Annotated in this window: 13 protein-coding genes and 1 tRNA gene; 3 read left to right on the top strand and 11 right to left on the bottom strand. The window is 61.0% G+C overall.

Translation table 11 applies throughout. The features are described from left to right. The first annotated feature begins 9 nt into the window (after nucleotides 1–9). A tRNA-Phe gene (locus ACFOW7_RS12325) sits at nucleotides 10–85 on the top strand. Nucleotides 86–556: 471 nt separating this feature from the next. Here ACFOW7_RS12325 and ACFOW7_RS12320 read toward each other — a convergent pair. Further along, nucleotides 557–3,262 (bottom strand): protein kinase domain-containing protein, encoded by a 2,706-nt coding sequence (locus ACFOW7_RS12320; RefSeq protein WP_378164634.1) that lies wholly within the window; start codon nucleotides 3,260–3,262, stop codon nucleotides 557–559. Nucleotides 3,263–3,753: 491 nt separating this feature from the next. On the opposite strand from ACFOW7_RS12320, the gene ACFOW7_RS12315 reads away from it, so the two are divergent. Beyond that, nucleotides 3,754–3,954 carry a hypothetical protein gene (locus tag ACFOW7_RS12315; protein ID WP_378164632.1) on the top strand — a complete coding sequence of 67 codons (201 nt, stop codon included), beginning with the start codon at nucleotides 3,754–3,756 and terminating at the stop codon, nucleotides 3,952–3,954. A gap of 289 nt (nucleotides 3,955–4,243) precedes the next feature. On the opposite strand, the gene ACFOW7_RS12310 is transcribed toward ACFOW7_RS12315, so the two are convergent. The 8 genes from ACFOW7_RS12310 to ACFOW7_RS12275 all read right to left on the bottom strand — a co-directional run bounded on the left by ACFOW7_RS12310 (nucleotide 4,244) and on the right by ACFOW7_RS12275 (nucleotide 10,989). Beyond that, on the bottom strand, nucleotides 4,244–5,266 hold the full coding sequence (locus ACFOW7_RS12310) for an aromatic ring-hydroxylating oxygenase subunit alpha (protein ID WP_378164630.1): 1,023 nt from the start codon (nucleotides 5,264–5,266) through the stop codon (nucleotides 4,244–4,246). Nucleotides 5,267–5,274: 8 nt separating this feature from the next. Beyond that, entirely contained in the window at nucleotides 5,275–5,925 is a 651-nt protein-coding gene (locus ACFOW7_RS12305; protein ID WP_378164628.1) for an acetyltransferase, read from the bottom strand. Next, the gene (locus ACFOW7_RS12300) at nucleotides 5,922–6,683 is read right to left on the bottom strand and encodes an SDR family NAD(P)-dependent oxidoreductase (RefSeq protein WP_378164626.1); all 762 of its coding nucleotides are present in this window, start codon (nucleotides 6,681–6,683) and stop codon (nucleotides 5,922–5,924) included. Before ACFOW7_RS12300 ends, ACFOW7_RS12305 begins: the two co-directional genes overlap by 4 nt. Nucleotides 6,684–6,691: 8 nt before the next feature. Beyond that, entirely contained in the window at nucleotides 6,692–7,726 is a 1,035-nt protein-coding gene (locus ACFOW7_RS12295; protein ID WP_378164623.1) for a ketoacyl-ACP synthase III, read from the bottom strand. A gap of 9 nt (nucleotides 7,727–7,735) precedes the next feature. Beyond that, entirely contained in the window at nucleotides 7,736–7,954 is a 219-nt protein-coding gene (locus tag ACFOW7_RS12290; RefSeq protein ID WP_378164621.1) for an acyl carrier protein, read from the bottom strand. A 15-nt stretch (nucleotides 7,955–7,969) separates the two neighbouring features. Further along, a complete protein-coding gene (locus tag ACFOW7_RS12285) occupies nucleotides 7,970–8,977 on the bottom strand; it encodes a 3-oxoacyl-ACP synthase III family protein (RefSeq protein WP_378164619.1) in 1,008 nt (335 codons plus the stop codon). Between the two features lie 61 nt (nucleotides 8,978–9,038). Next, nucleotides 9,039–10,151 (bottom strand): DegT/DnrJ/EryC1/StrS family aminotransferase, encoded by a 1,113-nt coding sequence (locus ACFOW7_RS12280; RefSeq protein ID WP_378164617.1) that lies wholly within the window; start codon nucleotides 10,149–10,151, stop codon nucleotides 9,039–9,041. Nucleotides 10,152–10,167: 16 nt separating this feature from the next. Beyond that, a complete protein-coding gene (locus ACFOW7_RS12275; RefSeq protein ID WP_378164615.1) occupies nucleotides 10,168–10,989 on the bottom strand; it encodes a glycosyltransferase family A protein in 822 nt (273 codons plus the stop codon). Between the two features lie 263 nt (nucleotides 10,990–11,252). Here ACFOW7_RS12275 and ACFOW7_RS12270 point away from each other — a divergent pair, with 263 nt between their 5' ends. Continuing rightward, complete coding sequence (locus ACFOW7_RS12270) at nucleotides 11,253–12,530, top strand: tetratricopeptide repeat protein (RefSeq protein WP_378164613.1); 1,278 nt, start codon at nucleotides 11,253–11,255, stop codon at nucleotides 12,528–12,530. A gap of 209 nt (nucleotides 12,531–12,739) precedes the next feature. On the opposite strand, the gene ACFOW7_RS12265 is transcribed toward ACFOW7_RS12270, so the two are convergent. Together ACFOW7_RS12265 and rtcA are read right to left on the bottom strand one after the other, a co-directional pair. Next, the gene (locus ACFOW7_RS12265; RefSeq protein ID WP_378164611.1) at nucleotides 12,740–14,224 is read right to left on the bottom strand and encodes a rhomboid family intramembrane serine protease; all 1,485 of its coding nucleotides are present in this window, start codon (nucleotides 14,222–14,224) and stop codon (nucleotides 12,740–12,742) included. Nucleotides 14,225–14,519: 295 nt separating this feature from the next. Beyond that, nucleotides 14,520–15,551 (bottom strand): RNA 3'-terminal phosphate cyclase, encoded by a 1,032-nt coding sequence (gene rtcA, locus ACFOW7_RS12260; protein ID WP_378164609.1) that lies wholly within the window; start codon nucleotides 15,549–15,551, stop codon nucleotides 14,520–14,522. Between the last annotated feature and the right edge of the window lie 194 nt (nucleotides 15,552–15,745).

The following is a 15,745-nucleotide window of genomic DNA, read 5'->3' as shown; positions in this document are numbered from 1 at the left end:
TCAACCGACGGCCAGGTAGCTCAGTTGGTAGAGCAGCGGATTGAAAATCCGCGTGTCGGCAGTTCGATTCTGCCCCTGGCCACCAAATACCGAAAACGGCTTCCAGAGATGGAAGCCGTTTTTGCTTTGCAGTACTTCTCTCAGGACGCTGTTCAGATTCTTCCCCGCCGGGTTTTCAACCGAAGCCCAGAATCCCCAATAAAAAATATTGAGACAGACCGCCTCTAGATTTGGTCTGATATATATTCGTTTTAAAATATAAATTTTACTTCAGCTAAATCTGACTGGTTTAAGTGATTTGAGCCCGCAGCAATAAGCAGCCCTTTGGTCGAAGTATGGCGGATTACCTTGAGAAAGAACTGAAAGCAACAATTGGAAGAGCTGCCAATCCCAACGCAGCTCCAAAAGGCTGCTGGTCCTTCGACTTCAGCACAGAATGAACAATCTTTGATGCCTTGGGCATCTGTGAAACAGATTTCCCGAGTTTTAAGACAAGCCGAGACCATACCCCCGCCTGGCCACGCTTGGCGGGATCACAGACTTGGATTGCCGCTGATCAGGTCCGGGCTTTGGCCAGGTATTGGCGGATGCGCGCCAAGGAAATCGTTCTCTTGTCGGGATTCTTGGCCGCGACTTCGCGCTCGGCAAACTCAAGCCATTCCATGGCCTGGCGTTGATCACCATTGAGCAGGGCAAGCCGACCCTGTTGATAGGCGAGCAGACCTTCCCAGACTGGATCGGGCCTGATGCTGCCCAGGGTTTTGGCGTCCAGGCCATCAAGCAACTCGCGCACGCCCTGGATTTGCCTGGTGTCGAGTAAACAGTCGGCGTAGTTGAAGCGGATGATCTGGACGATGGGGTGGTTTTCCGGAAAGACTTGACGCGCCTGGGCCAGGGTACGCGCGAAGATGGGCTTGGCTTTCTCGGGGAAACCGCCGAGTGTGAACGCCCAGGCTGCGCTGCTCTGTGCCACCAGGTTCGCCTTGCCGGTGGGGCCGCTGATCCGCTCGTGGATAGCGGCTGCCCGCAGATTGGTTTCTGCTGCCTTGATCCACTGATCGTTGCTGAAGTAGGCGTTGGCCAGCCTGGAGATGCCATTGCCCATCTCGATGGTGTCCTCGCCGACGGCCTGCTGGATGCAGCGGATGGCCGACTCGATCAGCGGAATCGCCTCATGGTTGCGCGATTGCACTGACAGCACATCCCCCAAACCCCGCTTTGCGATACAGGTCAGGTAATGCACCTGGCCATATCGCGCCTCGGAATTCTGCAACAGCGCCCGGTACATCGCTTCCGCCTTCGGATAGTCGCGCACCATCTTGGTGGCGTGGGCCATGGTGTAGTCGATCTGCCCACCCAGGCTGGACTTCGGCGCCGGCAGCCGCTCGAAGACCTCGGCAGCCTTGGCGTTGTAGCGCAGGACATCGTGCCAGGCGTAGTTGACCGAAGCGATCTTTGCCTTGACGTACCAGTAACGCGCCAGTGTCTCGTTGGGGGCCTCGTTGAGGCGCGGCAGCGACTTCTCGACCAGGGCAAGCTGTGCTTCGGCCTCTTCGAGGCGCGACAGGCTTCTGAGGGTACTGGCGTAGGTCACGTGCACGTTGTCGAGTAGCAGCGGGTCCGGCTCGGTCTGCTGCGCCAACGCCGCCAGCGCCTTTTCACCTTCGCTCAGGGCGCGTTTGAAGTCACCCAGGCCGTCGAAGGTGCGTTGCATCGCGGCATGCAGCAGCGCGCGGACTTCGGGACTGTAGCCGGAACCGGGCGCATCGATCTTCTTGGTCGCCAGAATCGCCGCCTCCTGCACCGAAACATTGGAACGCCCCGATTGCGATGGATCGGCCTCCCCGATCAGTTCGCGTGCCAGGAACTGGTTGAGGGCGCGGATATTCTGGCTGTGATGGACCAGCCGTGCCTCGCTCTGGCGCACTTCAAGATAGGCATACACGCTGATGACCAGGCCCAGTGCCAGCGTCGCCATGAGGCCAATCAGCCAGGGCCGGCGCTCTCGGCTGCGTTGAGCTTGCAGCCGGTCACGTTCGGCCTGTGCGCGTTCGGCAGCTTCCTGCTCGCGGCGCAGACGGCGGCTCGGCAGGTCGCTCAGGGCCACGATCAGTTCGTTGACGCTGGCGGTACGACGCTCGATATCGCCATCGGTTGCGGCGGCGATGTCTTCGCACAGCAAGGGATCGTCGATGTCGCGCTCCCAGCCCTGGACCATGGGCCGGCGCAGATCGCCCACGACCAGTTGGTACAGCAGCACACCAAGCGCGTAGATATCGCTACGTTCGGTAGAGGGATGTTCACGCAGGATTTCCGGCGCGATATATAGCACCGTGCCGCGCGCAGAATCGTCGGTGAGCGTGGGCGCGCCGGCAACGCCCAGATCGGTGATACCCAGTTCGGCCAGACGATGGTGGTCAGTCAGACGGCTGCTGCCAAAATCGACCAGCCGCGCTTGCCCTGCTCCATCGAGCAGAACATTGGCCGGTTTCAGATCCTTGTGGATGACACCGACACTATGCGCTGCCGCCACCGCGCGGGCGATCTGGAGAAACACGGCCAGCCGCGCCTCGCGCGGCATCATCGCCAGCCGGTTGTCGGCCTGGCTCCAGGTCAGCAGGTTGTCGCCGCCGTATTCGCTTTCAAGGAAGAACGGGGCGTTCTCGAAATTCCAATCGACGATGCGCAGGATATCGCGGCGCTCTCCAAGCTGTTCGTGCAGCAGCCGGGCCAGCGTGGCTTCGCGTTTCAGTCTGGCGAGCTGGGAAGCATCGGCTGCATATTTATAGACCCGGACCGCCCGGGTTTTGCCATAGCGCGCCAACCACACTTCACCTGCACCTGATTGGCCCAACATCCGCTCCAATTGATAACCGGGCCGCTCCGGCGCTTCCTGCCCGACCTGCAATGCCAGATGACTGGAAAAATATTGGCCGATCGCCGTTCTTTGCACCGGGGCCGTAATACGGTAGCCGACTCGTGGAATTGCCTCGATCAAGCCTGCATTGGATTCACCCAATGCCGCGCGCAAGCGGGTAATGGCGCTGGCCAATACATTCTCGCCGACATGACGGCCTTGCCAGACTTGTTCCTCCAATTCCTTTCTGGAGATCACTTCACCACGATGATTGAGCAATAGGCTGAGAATGCGCAGCGATTGCGGCTGAATATCGACAACCAGCCCGCTGACGGTCAATTCACAGGTTGATTCGTCAAACGTCGACGAGCCAAAGCGATAGCGATATAAATTGGATGGCGACATGAATTCCGATAGGAAACGCTCTGAAAGCGCGCGATTCTACCGTGCCCGGTCCGTCCGGTGAAAACGATCGGTTTGATAAACCGATTTCTCCCGCTGAAGCCAATCCGACCGCTCGGTCCCCGCTATCCACCACAACGGAGCCATTCCTCTCCTCGCTCACTTCATCCGCCTGAACATCAGGTTCCATCAGGCTTCCCGCTTCTGCTCACCTCACGCTTAGTATTCGGTTAGTGGCCGCTGGCAGCGGTTATTGGCCTGCCTGAGAGAATTGACCGACACTGCCGCACCTCCATGCAACAGCTTGCGAGACAGGACGAAACGTCTTATGGCGATTTCTCCAAACAGGAGAGAGAAAAATCAGTGCCTTTACCACCCGATTGGCCAGAACCGTTTAGCGGTCTTTTCTTTCTCCCGTTCCAGAGCGTCCTTCCTGGGAAGACGATGAGTTGAATGGAGGCTATGCCCAAGCTCAACAATAGGAGACTCATAAATTGGTAACGCTATTTCCTGCCCTCACCTTGCTGGTGGCCTCTTTGATCGGCGTCGGTGTCACCTATGATGTCAGACAAGCCGCTAAAAAAGACGCGGTTCAGGATCTTGTTCCCCCATCGACGTCAGCGCAGCCAGAAAAGAATAAATCGCAAGAAACACCACCTGTTGCTGATCAGGAAGCAGCACAGTGGGAGAAATGATTCAATTGCCTGGTTCAAATATATGGCTTTCGAATTCCCATTTTGTTTTCAATTGCTAATCGATTGAGCAAGGCATCGATAACAGGCATTCTTGGAGATGGACGTAGACGGTCCACCTTTACAGCCCTCCGGCCCCCCGGGGGCTTTTTTTTGCAGGTCGCCGCCATCACATCCGAACGCCGCGGCCGCAGCGTGCTGCGCTCAGGCCCTTGCGCTGCTGGGACACAAAAAACAAGGCGACCGTCGTGACGATCGCCTTGGCTGGAGCACCTCACATAAGGTGGTGCTTTCAGGTTTTGCCTGCCTGTAGATAAACCGAGCGGAAATGCCGGATCTTTTCTTCAGCCGAAGAAAGGATATTGAAGCGATTCATATAATCGTCGCATTGCACCACCCGGGCACAGACTTCGCGGTCCTCGTCGAAAACTTGCCGATTCATCTGGGCGGTCGAGCTGAAAAAGCTCTCCAGCGTTTCTGCCGGCACCTCGGCGGCGAGCCGGGAAACCAGCAGGCGGCTGGTAAAGGCCGTCTCATGCGGCTTGGCTGTCGGCAGGAAGTGCTGCAGCGAATAGGAATAGCCAGCCGTTGACGACAACATGGTGAACGGGAATAGATACAGGCTGATATAGCCTTCGCACTCGAAGTCGATATCGAAAAAGCGCCGGATGCTGGAGAGCTGGCGTCGCATGCGCGAATTGCCGATGGGCGCTTCCCATACCGAATTGATGCCGTGGAAAGTGTTTACCCCGGCTTGCAGGTCGAGCAGCCCCAGCGATTTCCGGTGCACCAGGGCGACATGGTAGGGCTCGAGCGCGTTTTCCAGGGCGATTTTCCAGTCGCACGGATAGACGGTCTGGTTGAGGTCCTGCCGGCCGGTGATCGAGCGGCTGATCCTTTCCAGCAAGGGAAACAGCTCGCCCAACTGTTCATCGAGCGATGTGGCCGGGGCGCGTGAGGCGAACAGGAAATCGCCGCACCAGCTCACCTGATAGTGGTTGAGATCGACGCCATCGAGCTGGCATGGCTCGAAATGATCGCGGCCCGGGATATTGAGCGAGCCATTACGGTAGCTCCAGCCATGGTATTTGCAGACGATGGGGGCATTGCCCGCGCTATCGAGAAAGAAGCGCGCGCCACGGTGAGGGCAGACATTGTCGAACACCACCAGCCTGTCCTGGTCGTTGGCCACCACGACTTCCTGGCCGAGCCAGGCGAGCCGGAAGAAGTCGTTGGGCTGCGCCACTTCCTGGCGATGACACAACAGATGCCAGTAATGATCGCGTAGTGCGATATCGGTCGGCGGACTATGCATGCGTCCACTTACTCCAATTGCAGTGCCTTGGCCGGCGCGGCGTAGACCGTCTGGCCCGGCTTGACCGAACGCACCACCACGGCGCCGGCACCGATGGTGGCCTTATCGCCCACGCTGAGTTCGGGCAGCACCCGGGCGCCGCTGCCGAAGAAGGCATCGGCCCCGACCTTGACCCAACCGGTCAGATCAACATGGGAACTGAGGGTGGTGAATTCGCCGATGGCCACATCGTGACCGACGCTGGACAGCACATTGACGGTGACGAAATCGCCGACGCGGGCATCGGCCGACACCAGCGCATGCGGGCACAGCACCACGCCCTCGCCAAGCTGGGCGCTCGAGGCGATCACGGCACTCGGGTGTATCAGCGAAGCGAATACCCCGCCTTTGGCCTTGAGCTTCTCGACCACGATCCGTTTGCTGGCTGGCTCGCCGATGCCGACGATCAGCCGCTGGCCCGGCTGCGGCATGAAGTCGTCGATGCGGCCAAGCCAGGGCACGCCGTAGCGATAGCCGTCCATGGTGCTGGCGCCGGTGTCGTCGAGATAACCGAGCAGCGAGGACTGCGGCTCGTTGCGCAGACAGTCCTGCAACCAGCAGATCAGTTCCCGGGCAAAGCCGCCCCCGCCGACGATGATGTATTGGCTAGCTGATTTCATCTTGCTGTATACCCCCCATCAATGGCCCAAGTGGCACCCGTTACCCATTTGGCTGCATCGGACAACAGGAACAGAACGGCATTGGCGACATCCTGCGGCTCGCCAAAGCCCAGCAGGTGGCGCTGTTCGTAGTCTTGCAAGGCATCGGCCGACAGGCGGGTCGACAGGCGCTCATGCATTTCCGAGCGGATCGCCCCGGCGGCGATGGCATTGACCCGGATGCGGCGTGGCGCCAGTTCGCAGGCAAGCGAGCGCACCATCCCCTCGATTGCCGCCTTGGCGGCCGAATAAGCGATCATCCCGGCCTGGCCCTTGTGCGCAGCGGCCGACGACATAAACACCAGGCTGGCGCCGTCCTGCAATACCCCCTTGGAGGCGGCGGCGCGGCCCAGGCCGATGGCGGCAAAGGTGCTGCTGGCGAACACCGTTTCCGTCTGGGCGGCCTTGGTCATCCGGGCCGGCAGCACCAGTTCCTGGCCGGCGGCATGAAACAGGCCATCGAGCGGCCCGGTTTCGGCGCATAGGGTCTTGATCCGTTCAAACAGCTCGTCGGCATCGTCGAGCGCAAACGCCGCGACCCGGTGCTCGCTCGGGGTCAGTTGCGCCAGCGTCTGTTGCAGCCGTTCCGGATCGCGCCCGTTGAGGATCAGCCTGGCGCCCACCCGGGACAATTCGATTGCCGTCGCGCGGCCGATGCCCGATGAGGCACCCGTTACCAGCACGGTCTTGCCGTGCAGAATCGATTGGAAAAGCTGCATCGCTGTCCCTATAGCGTTTCCACGCAGGCCAGAGGACCGGTATCGAACACGGCCGAGCCCCAGGAGAAGCCGACCCCGAAGCCGAACAGGGCCAGCCGTTGGCGGCGTTCGCGCAGCGGCGTGGCCAGCGTGGTGGTCATCAGTAATGGAATCGAGGCGCTGCTGGTATTGCCGTAGGCCGCGATATTGGTCGGACACTTGTCGGCCGGCAGTTTGGCCTTCTTGGCCAGATGGCGCAGCATGAACAGATTGGCCTGGTGGAACAGGAAGTAATCGACCTGCTCGACCGAGGTCTGCGCCAGCGCCAGCGACTCGGCCACCAGAGGCGGTACGGCTTGCAAGGTGAAATTGAAGACGGCGCCACCATCCATCTGGAGTGCCGCTTCGCGTGCCGGTGCCTCGGAACGGCGCCAGGCGCTGTCGGGCATGATCAGGCTGCTGGCGCCCTGGCCGTCGGTGCCAAGGATATAGCTCGCCTTACCCTGCGGATCGGCCTCGATCGCCGTGGCCGTTCCGGCGTCGCCAAACAGCATGGCGGTGGCCCGATCCTCGGGCGCCACGGTCTTGCTGATGGTGTCGCCGGCCAGCAGCAACACCCGGGCGGCACTGCCGCTGGCGATCATGCTGTGCGCCAGCCACAGTCCATAGGTATAGCCCGAGCAACCCAGATTGACATCGAAAGCCAGACAGGCCGGGGCGAGCCCGAGCCGGCCATGCAGTACGCAAGCGCTGGCCGGCAGCGCATAGTCGGGCGTCTGCGATACCAGGATGAGGGCATCCACCTCATCCGCCGACCAGGCCAGCGCTTCCATCAGCCGCCGTGCGGCACGCTCGCACAGATCGGCGGTGGTGGTGGCAGCGTCGGTCCAGTAGCGTTGCTCAACACCAATCATTTTTACTACATCGCGCACCACATCTTCGCCGAAAATGGCAGAAAAATGACTGTTGTCGACCCGGCGCGGTGGCAGGGCCGACACGACGCCGGTGATGCGGGCGCCTTGCAGCGACAGGGCAAGTCCGCTCTGGCTCTTGTGGCGCGACATGGTGGGCTCCTAGCGCTTGGCTTCGATCAGGGCCTGGATATCTGCGACGGTGCTGCACTGCGCCAGCGCCTTGCCGTTGAGCATGACGTCGAACAGCTCGTCCACCAGCGCAATCGTCGAGACGATGGCCAGCGAGTCCCAACCCACTTCGGCCAGCACCAGCTCAGGTGTTACCTGGGCCGTATCGATCTCGAAAATTTCCGCCAGACCTTCGTAAAAACGTTCCATCGTTGTCTCCAGGGACTAAATCGTCGCCAAGCCGGCGCACCAGGAATAGCCGCCGCCAAAACCGACCAGCATCACGCGGCGGCCTGGCTCCCAGGCGTCCTTGGTCTTGGACAGGGCAATCGGGATGGTCGAGGAGACGGTATTGCCGATGTCCTCCATCCAGATCACAAATTTTTCAGGGGGGATTTTCAGTTTCTTGCGCAAGGCGTCGAGGATAAAGCGGTTGGCCTGGTGGAACACGAAATAATCGATCTGCTCCAGCGTCAGTCCCGCCCGATCAAGCAGCGCACGGATCGCTGCCGGCACCTCGGTCAAGGTAAACGCCATGATGGCCGGGCCGTTCATATACAGATTGGCCGGGCCCCGGATATTGCCCGATTCGTCCTCGGCCTCGCTCTCGCCGGCGGCCTCGCGCCGGCGAAAGCCGCCGGTCGGCACAATCAGCTCGTTGGCGCCGCTGCCGTCGGTGCCGAACACAAAGGGTCCGAGCGCTGCCGCGTCGTTGGCACTGGTGCTGATCAGCGTGGCGCTGGCGCCGTCGCCGAACAGGGTGCGGACGCTCTTATCCTGCGGGTGGATCAGCTTGCTGTAGGTGTCGGCCGTCAGCAGCAGCACCTTGCCGGCCTGGCCCGATTCGATCAGCGCCTTGGCCAGCGACAGACCATAGACAAAGCCCGAGCAGCCCAGATTGATGTCGAGCGCGCCGCAATTGCGGCGCAAGCCCAGCCGTTGCTGCAAGACACAGGCCGAAGTCGGCAGGAAATAGTCGGGGGTCTGGGTGCAGAACAGCAGGAAATCGATCTCGGCCGGGTCGATGCCGTGTTCGGCCCATAAGGCTTGCGCCGCCCGTTCGGCCAGATCGAGTGAGGTCTGCCCTTCGTCGGCGATCCGTCGTTCGCGGATGCCAGTTTTCTCGAAGATCTTGGCGGCGCTCCATTCGGGGTAGAGGGCGGCCAGCGCGTCGTTATCCAGCACCCGCTCCGGCACATAGGACGAAATCGCGGCGATTTGGCAAAAGGGCATGCGATGTTCTCTGGTAGGACTCTCGATAAAGCGCACCGGCCGGTCCGGCCGCTCGCCCGCCTCAGACGCTGTTGGTCAGCTCGCCCAGCGCCTGGCAGACCTTGGCGATCTGCTCGTCCTGCATATCGATGAAATAGGGCAGGCCAAGCAGACGACGCGACAGATTATGCGATACGCCGAGTTCGCCATGCCGGTAGGCCGCAAAGGCCGGGTGCATATCGATGGTCGGGCAGTACCACTGACGGCTTTCGATGCCATGGTCGAGCAGGCTCGATTGGATCTCGCGTGCCATCAGCCCCTGCGGCAGGCATACCACCAGAATCGGGTAGATGCCCTGTTCGGGCCGCTGTTGCAGGCTGATGCGCGGGCAGTATTGCGCAAGCGCCGCCTGATAGCGTTGTTGCAGATCAAGCCGGACCGCCTGGATATGGTCCCACTGGTCAAGCGAGGCGAGACCGACGGCGGCGTGGTATTCGCTGAGCTTGCCGTTTTCGCCGGCATTGAACACCAGGCCGCCGCTGGAAAAGTCGATACCGAAATTCGACAGTTGCCGCACCTTCTCGGCAAAGCTGTACTGCCGGGTCAGCACGATGCCACCTTCCCCCGAGGCCAGGGCCTTGGTGGCATGGAGGCTGAACACCACCCGGGTGGTCAGGCCGACCGTCTGGTTGCCAAAGGCGCCGGCGGCGTCGATCACCACCGGAATACCGGTTTCGGCGGTAAAGGCATCCCAGCCGCCGACTGGCTGCGGAGCGCCGAAGGTCGAGACCGGCATCACGGCGTCGAAGCTGGTTTCGTTCAGCACCTGACGGGCAATCTCGGGCGTCAGCAGCCAGCTGTGCGGGTCGATATCACAGATCAGCGGCACATGGCCGGCGCCGAGAATGGCGGTGGCGCTGGCCACGAAGGTCAGCGCCGGCACCAGTATCCGCGAGCCAGGCTTGAGTTGCAGTGCGGCCAGCGCCAGCTCGAGGCCGGCTGTGCCGCTGGAGACGGAGACCACCTGGACCGGCGCCGGCTCGCGCATAAACATGCCGGCCAGCCGTTCCTCCAGCAGACGCGCCAGAGGGCCAAAGTTGGTGTACCAGCGGTTCTGGTCGATCTGACGCAGATAGGGCAACAGCGCATCGGCGTCCGGTAGTTTCGGTACGAGCAGGGGAACGGCTTTGGTCATGGGCGGTTGGGAGCGATTAGAGTGAATCGACGGCCTGGCCGCCCTTCTCGATCACGCTGCGCGACAGCAGCTTGTTGGGGTCATCCTTCCACTCGGGCAGGTCGGCCACCTGGGTGCTCATCCACTTGAGCCGGATGCCATGGTTCACGTCGCTCGGGTCGATGGTGTAATAGCTGGTGGCTTCACCGCTACAGGCACAGGGGTATTGCTCCTGGAACAGATGGCTCAGCAGCACACGGTCGGCGGTATTGCCATTGGTGTCGAGCGACAGCGCGGCCAGCGGGAACAGCATATGGACGGCAGCCTTGTCGTACATCAGGGTGCTGGGGTCGCAGAAGCCGCCGAATTTTTCCTTGAAGACACCATTGCCCGGTCCGACCGATTCCCACTGGTCGATACACACGCCGGTGTTTTCGGTCGGGTGGGCATACCAGCGGTAGGAATAGGCCCAGGCTTTACCAGGGATGACCTTGAGCAGCGAAGACAGATGATTGGGGGCAAACCAGTTGTCGTCGTCCAGCCAGGCCAGATAGCGGCTGTTGGCCAGATACATCAGCACCGTGGGCAGGACGCCCCCGAAGAAGTTGCCGTACATGCCGCCATGGCGGGCCGAGGTGGAATAGCCAGGATTGATGACGGTGACATGCACATGCGGCGGCGCTTCGGCGATCAGCTGGTCCAGCAGGGCCATATCGCCCATCAGCTTGTCGATGCCGATGATCAGATGGATGCGGCCTTCGACATCCTGGGCATAGACCGACTCGACGGCGCGTCGCAGCGAGGGGCGGATCAGGGTACAGATCGCGACTGCGACCGTGAATTGCTCTTGAGGATTCATCGTGCTCTAGCCTTGTGCCGACCGGGCAGCATCATCGTTGAGAGGAAAAACGGCTGCGGCCCGAGCGAGGCAGGCGGCCCGCTCCGCCGCGTTTGCTGAGAAGTATAGAGATTTGCCAGCGATGAGCAATGTCTTTGGCATATATGGCAAACCGCCTCAGACAGCCCGTCATTCGTCGTTGGTCACGCCAGTCTTGACAGCTTCTGGCCCAGGACCGACCCTTACGCGCTTGTGTTTTTTTATTTATCAAAATCTTAATTGATATGTCAGTCATACCACGTCAGAGCGATCGCACGATCGCTCCCTATTGGAATCGTTTCCCCTCGTTCTTCCTCTATCCCTTCTCGTTCGAACCGCTGCTGACCCTGGTCGTCCTGTCGGTGATCGGTGTTTTCGGGCTCTACACGCTCAAGCCGATTGCCCTGGTCTGGATGTTCCTATTGTTCCGCTACTGCTTCCGGGTACTGGAGCGGACCGCGCTGGGCTTTCTCAACAGTGATTCCGGCGCATTCATGACCGGCCATGGTGGCCGTTATCTGCCTTACAAGCAGTTTCTGATCATTTTGTTCTTTATCGTGCTGGTGGCGGCCTTCGGCGCGCTGCTGGGTCCGGTGCCGGCCCTGCTGGTCGGTTTTGTGCTGCTGCTGGTGCTGCCGGCCAGCATCATGGTGCTGGCGGTGACGAACAGTCTGATCGATGCGCTCAACCCCAACCATCTGTGGCCGATGGTCAGCGAGATCGGTCTGCCGTATTTCGGCATGGTTGGTTGCCTGACCATGCTGACGTCGAGCGGCGGCGCAGTCGAGATGCTGCTCGCCCCGCTGCTGCCCGAGGCCGCGCAGGTCTTCGTCTCGCTGTTTGCGGCGGGTTTCTTCGCTATCGTCAGCTACCGGCTGATGGGCTATGTGATGTACCAATATCATCGCGAAATCGGTCTGGAGGTGCGGGTTCAGTTTGACGATCGCCAGAACGTCAACGATCCCAAGGCTCAGCAGGCCGCTGAACTGGCCGAGTTGCTCAAGTCGGGCCGGATCGACGAAGCGCTCGAACAGACCCGCCAGGCGACCCGCGACTATCCGATGGATATCGATGTGCATGAGCGCTACCACCAGCTGCTGCGGCGCCTGCCCGATCGGCAGCCGCAACTGGCCGAACATGCCCAGCGCTTCCTGCCTTTGTTGATGAGTGAACAGCGCGCCAGCATGGCCGTACGGGTAATCGAATCGGTGCTTGAGGTCGTGCCCGATTTCCAGCCCGCCCAGCCGCGCGAGGTCCTGCCGCTGGCGACTGCTGCCTTCGAGCAGCGTCGTTTCGAGGTGGCGATGAAACTGATGCGCGGTTTCGATCGCCGTCATCCCAAGCACAGCGATATTCCGGGCATCTATCTGCTGGGGGCACGCATTCTGTGCGAACACCTGCGTAACGATGCCCAGGCGCTGCTTATCCTGAGCAATATCCGCCAGCGCTTTCCCGATCATCCGGCCAGTGTCGAAGCCGAAAAGTTGAGTACGGTGATCGAGCGCTTGCAGGCCGGCACCTGAGCGGGCCGGAACGGACAAAAGGCGAAGCCAGTTGGCTTCGCCTTTTTCTTTGGTCGGATACTTGGAGTCCGTCAGTATTGTTGTGGGCAGATAAATATATTTTTCTTTCTTGTTGTCATATATATCTTGCAGTTAATTTTCCTAAAAGATTTATTTCCTTGTTCCAACTTCTCCGGTCCATCAGGTTGGAACAGCCCGGAAGCAAGCTGTTACTTGCGAGCGGCTTCGAGCCACTGCGCCTCATCCGAATCGGGATGAAGCTGCATCAACAGCCGCTGGTAACGTTCTGCCCGGCCGCTTTTGCCGTCGTCGATAAAGGCCTGGGCCAGCCGGAACAGCAAGGGTGGCAATACGCCCGGTTCGCCCGGCCGGCGTGACAGCATCAGTACCAGTTTTTCCGCCACATCGAGTTCGCGACCGTCGATCAGCAGCCGCACCAGGGTGGCCCAGGCTTTGTAGGTGAGCTTGGGCAGCGGCAATTCGGCCTTGGTCGACTCGCGCAGGGCGTCGGCGATCATGGTGGGGTCGGCCGAATGGGGCCGGCCGGCCGACAGGGCCAGCAGTCGTTCGATCGCATGCGGCAGTTGACCGCTCTTGGGCGCGAGCTTGGCCAGGCGGAAATACTCGGCGATCAGCGAAGGGTCGTCGGGTTTGAGGGTCACGATGGCCCGATAGGCCACTGCCGCGCGCTCGAACTGTAGGTTCTGCACCAACTGGTCGGCGCCGTCGATCTGGTGGGCCAGGGTCTGGGCCTGGTCGTCGGCGTGGACCTTGTCTGCGCTGCGACCGCCCCGGCGCCAGCGATAGAGCGCCGTCAGCAGCGCGCCGCTGACGAAGCCGCTGAAGTGGGCCAGATAGTTGACGTTGTCGCCGGGGTTGAACACGTACTGTTGCAGCAGTTCATTGCCTATCCACATCGGCAGCACCAGCAGGGCCGGCAGTTCGGCGGTGCTGAAAAAGAACAGTAATGAATAGAAAAAGCGGATCTTGCGCAGACCATACAGCACCACATACATCGCCATCACCCCGGCGATGGCACCCGAGGCGCCGAGCGACAGGCCGATCTGGTCGCGGTACAGCAGCAGGTCGGTGGCGGTGGCGCCGAAACCCGCCAGCAGATAGAAGACCAGAAACAGCAGCGAACCCAGGGCTGCCTCGACGGTGTAGCCGACGATGAACAGCACCACCATATTGCCCAGAAGGTGCATCGGGTCGGCGTGGAGGAACATATGGCCGATCAGGCCGGCGATGGTCGGGTCGCCGGGCCTGAGGCTGTAGCGGTTGGTAAAGACCCGCTCATGCAGCCGCTCGTATTCGCGGCGGTCATGGCGCCAGCGGGCGTAGTCGGGGTCGTCGGGCTTGATGATCTGGCCAGCGTGGAGCCGGGCGATAAAGCGGCTGTCGAGCTGCATAAAGCCCGCCACGGCGCCGGGGCCGACCTCGGGGTCGTCGAGTGCGCTTCGTACCTGCTTGAGTTCTTCTTTTTTGCCGCGACGTGCCAGATCGTCGAGATAGAGGGGAATTTCCTTGGCGGGCAGCACCGACTGATTATAGAAAGCCATCGCCGCCGCTTCCTTCGGGCCGTCCTTGAACTGGAACAGCAACAGGATCACGGTGCAAACGACGATGATGCCAAGCGTGACAATGGGCGGACGGCGCCAGTCGGGGCGGGCAGGTAAAGGTAATAGCAGCATGACGGTTTTCGATGGCAAGTGCAGCCAGCGGCGACACCGCATGGCGGGTCCTGGTGACGCCGCGAGGTGGGTTGCGCGTATATGACTGCTTGTTTTTTCTACAAGAAATTATTATCTATTGATATGACGAAGTAATGCATTGTTTTTTTGTATCGAGCGCAGAAAAAGCATCGGTCATGAAGAAGGCTGCGCGGCCATCAGGGCGGAAAGACAAGCTGGGAGGCCGCTTGGAAGCGGCGGCGAAGATAAAGCGGGCGTTACCGTGTGGCAACACCCGCTGGCAGACGGGGCTTGATCAGGCGCTGATCTCGACCAGCCAGCCGTGCTGGTCAACGGCACTGATCGAGGTCTCGACCGGCAGGAATTTCTCGATCACCTGCAAATTGGTGCGCAGATGCTCAGACACCACCGAAGTGGTGAAGCGGCCCGCGCCTGCGAGCGCGATCGGCAGGGCCAACTGGTCGGCCAGATGCTCACCGACGGCCGCCTGACTGTTGAGGTAGGCGTAGGCTTCGCCAGCCGCCTGCTCGGCCACGGCCTCGGCCGACAGGCCACGCTCGCCGAAGCCGACGAAGGTTTCGGTGATCTGTTCGTGTTCCACCCGGATCATCACCACATTGCCCGGACCATGGCTGGGCGGCAGTGCATTGATGCGGCTGCTGCGTAGCAGATGGCCCAGCTTGGCGCTGATGCGTTCGAGTTCGCGCTGGGCCACATGGCCCGGCACTGCGGCCACCACGGCAGTGGCATCGACACCGAGCCGGGCGCCACGTTCGGTCAGCGTCAGCGCTTGCAGGCGGCTCGGTGCCACCTTGGCCCGTATTTCGCCGCCACCGGCCGGGTAGAAGCCGTGACGCAGCAGTTCGAGTTCGGTCTTGGCGCCCATCTTCTGCATCAGGGGCAGCCAGCTGTCGATCAGGAAATCGGCCGGCGGCGCGGTACGGTTATGGGTGCCGCCCGAGACGGTGACGCTGCTCTCGCCCGCGGCATACCACAGCGCCGGCAGCACGGTTTGCAGCACCAGGGTACAACTGCCGGCCGTGCCGATGGCGAAGCGGTAGTCGCCCTGGCGCAGCGGGCCCGGTTGGAACAGCAGGGTCTGGGAGCCGATGTCGGCACCTTCGACCGTGGCGCCCGAAATGGCCTGAGCGGCCTGAACCGCCGTCAGATGCTGGCGCAGCAGACCGGGTTTGCTGCGACGGGCACGGATTTGCGAAATACGGAACGGCTGGCCGGTAATCATCGACAGAGTCAGCGCCGAGCGCAGAATCTGGCCTCCGCCTTCACCGTGGGCGCCATCGAGTTCAATCAGATGCAGGTCGTTCATGGTACGGACTTTCTTGTTGATTGCTAAATAATTTATTTTTTGTTTATTAATGTCTCTGTCTCTTGCGGAGATTTTTCCTAAAATTTTCTATCCCGGAAGATTTGCCGACTCCGGCGCGAGGTTTCCCTCCGATCCCTGCCTACCCGCTCCGTAACGACAGCCCATCGTAGAGTGGCTGAGACCGCTCGGCCTTC

Source organism: Chitinimonas lacunae, from assembly GCF_042650885.1.
GTDB classification, from domain to species: domain Bacteria; phylum Pseudomonadota; class Gammaproteobacteria; order Burkholderiales; family Chitinimonadaceae; genus Chitinimonas_A; species Chitinimonas_A lacunae.
The sequence above is the reverse complement of the archived record's forward strand: the minus strand, read 5'-3'. Positions and strand labels throughout refer to the sequence as shown.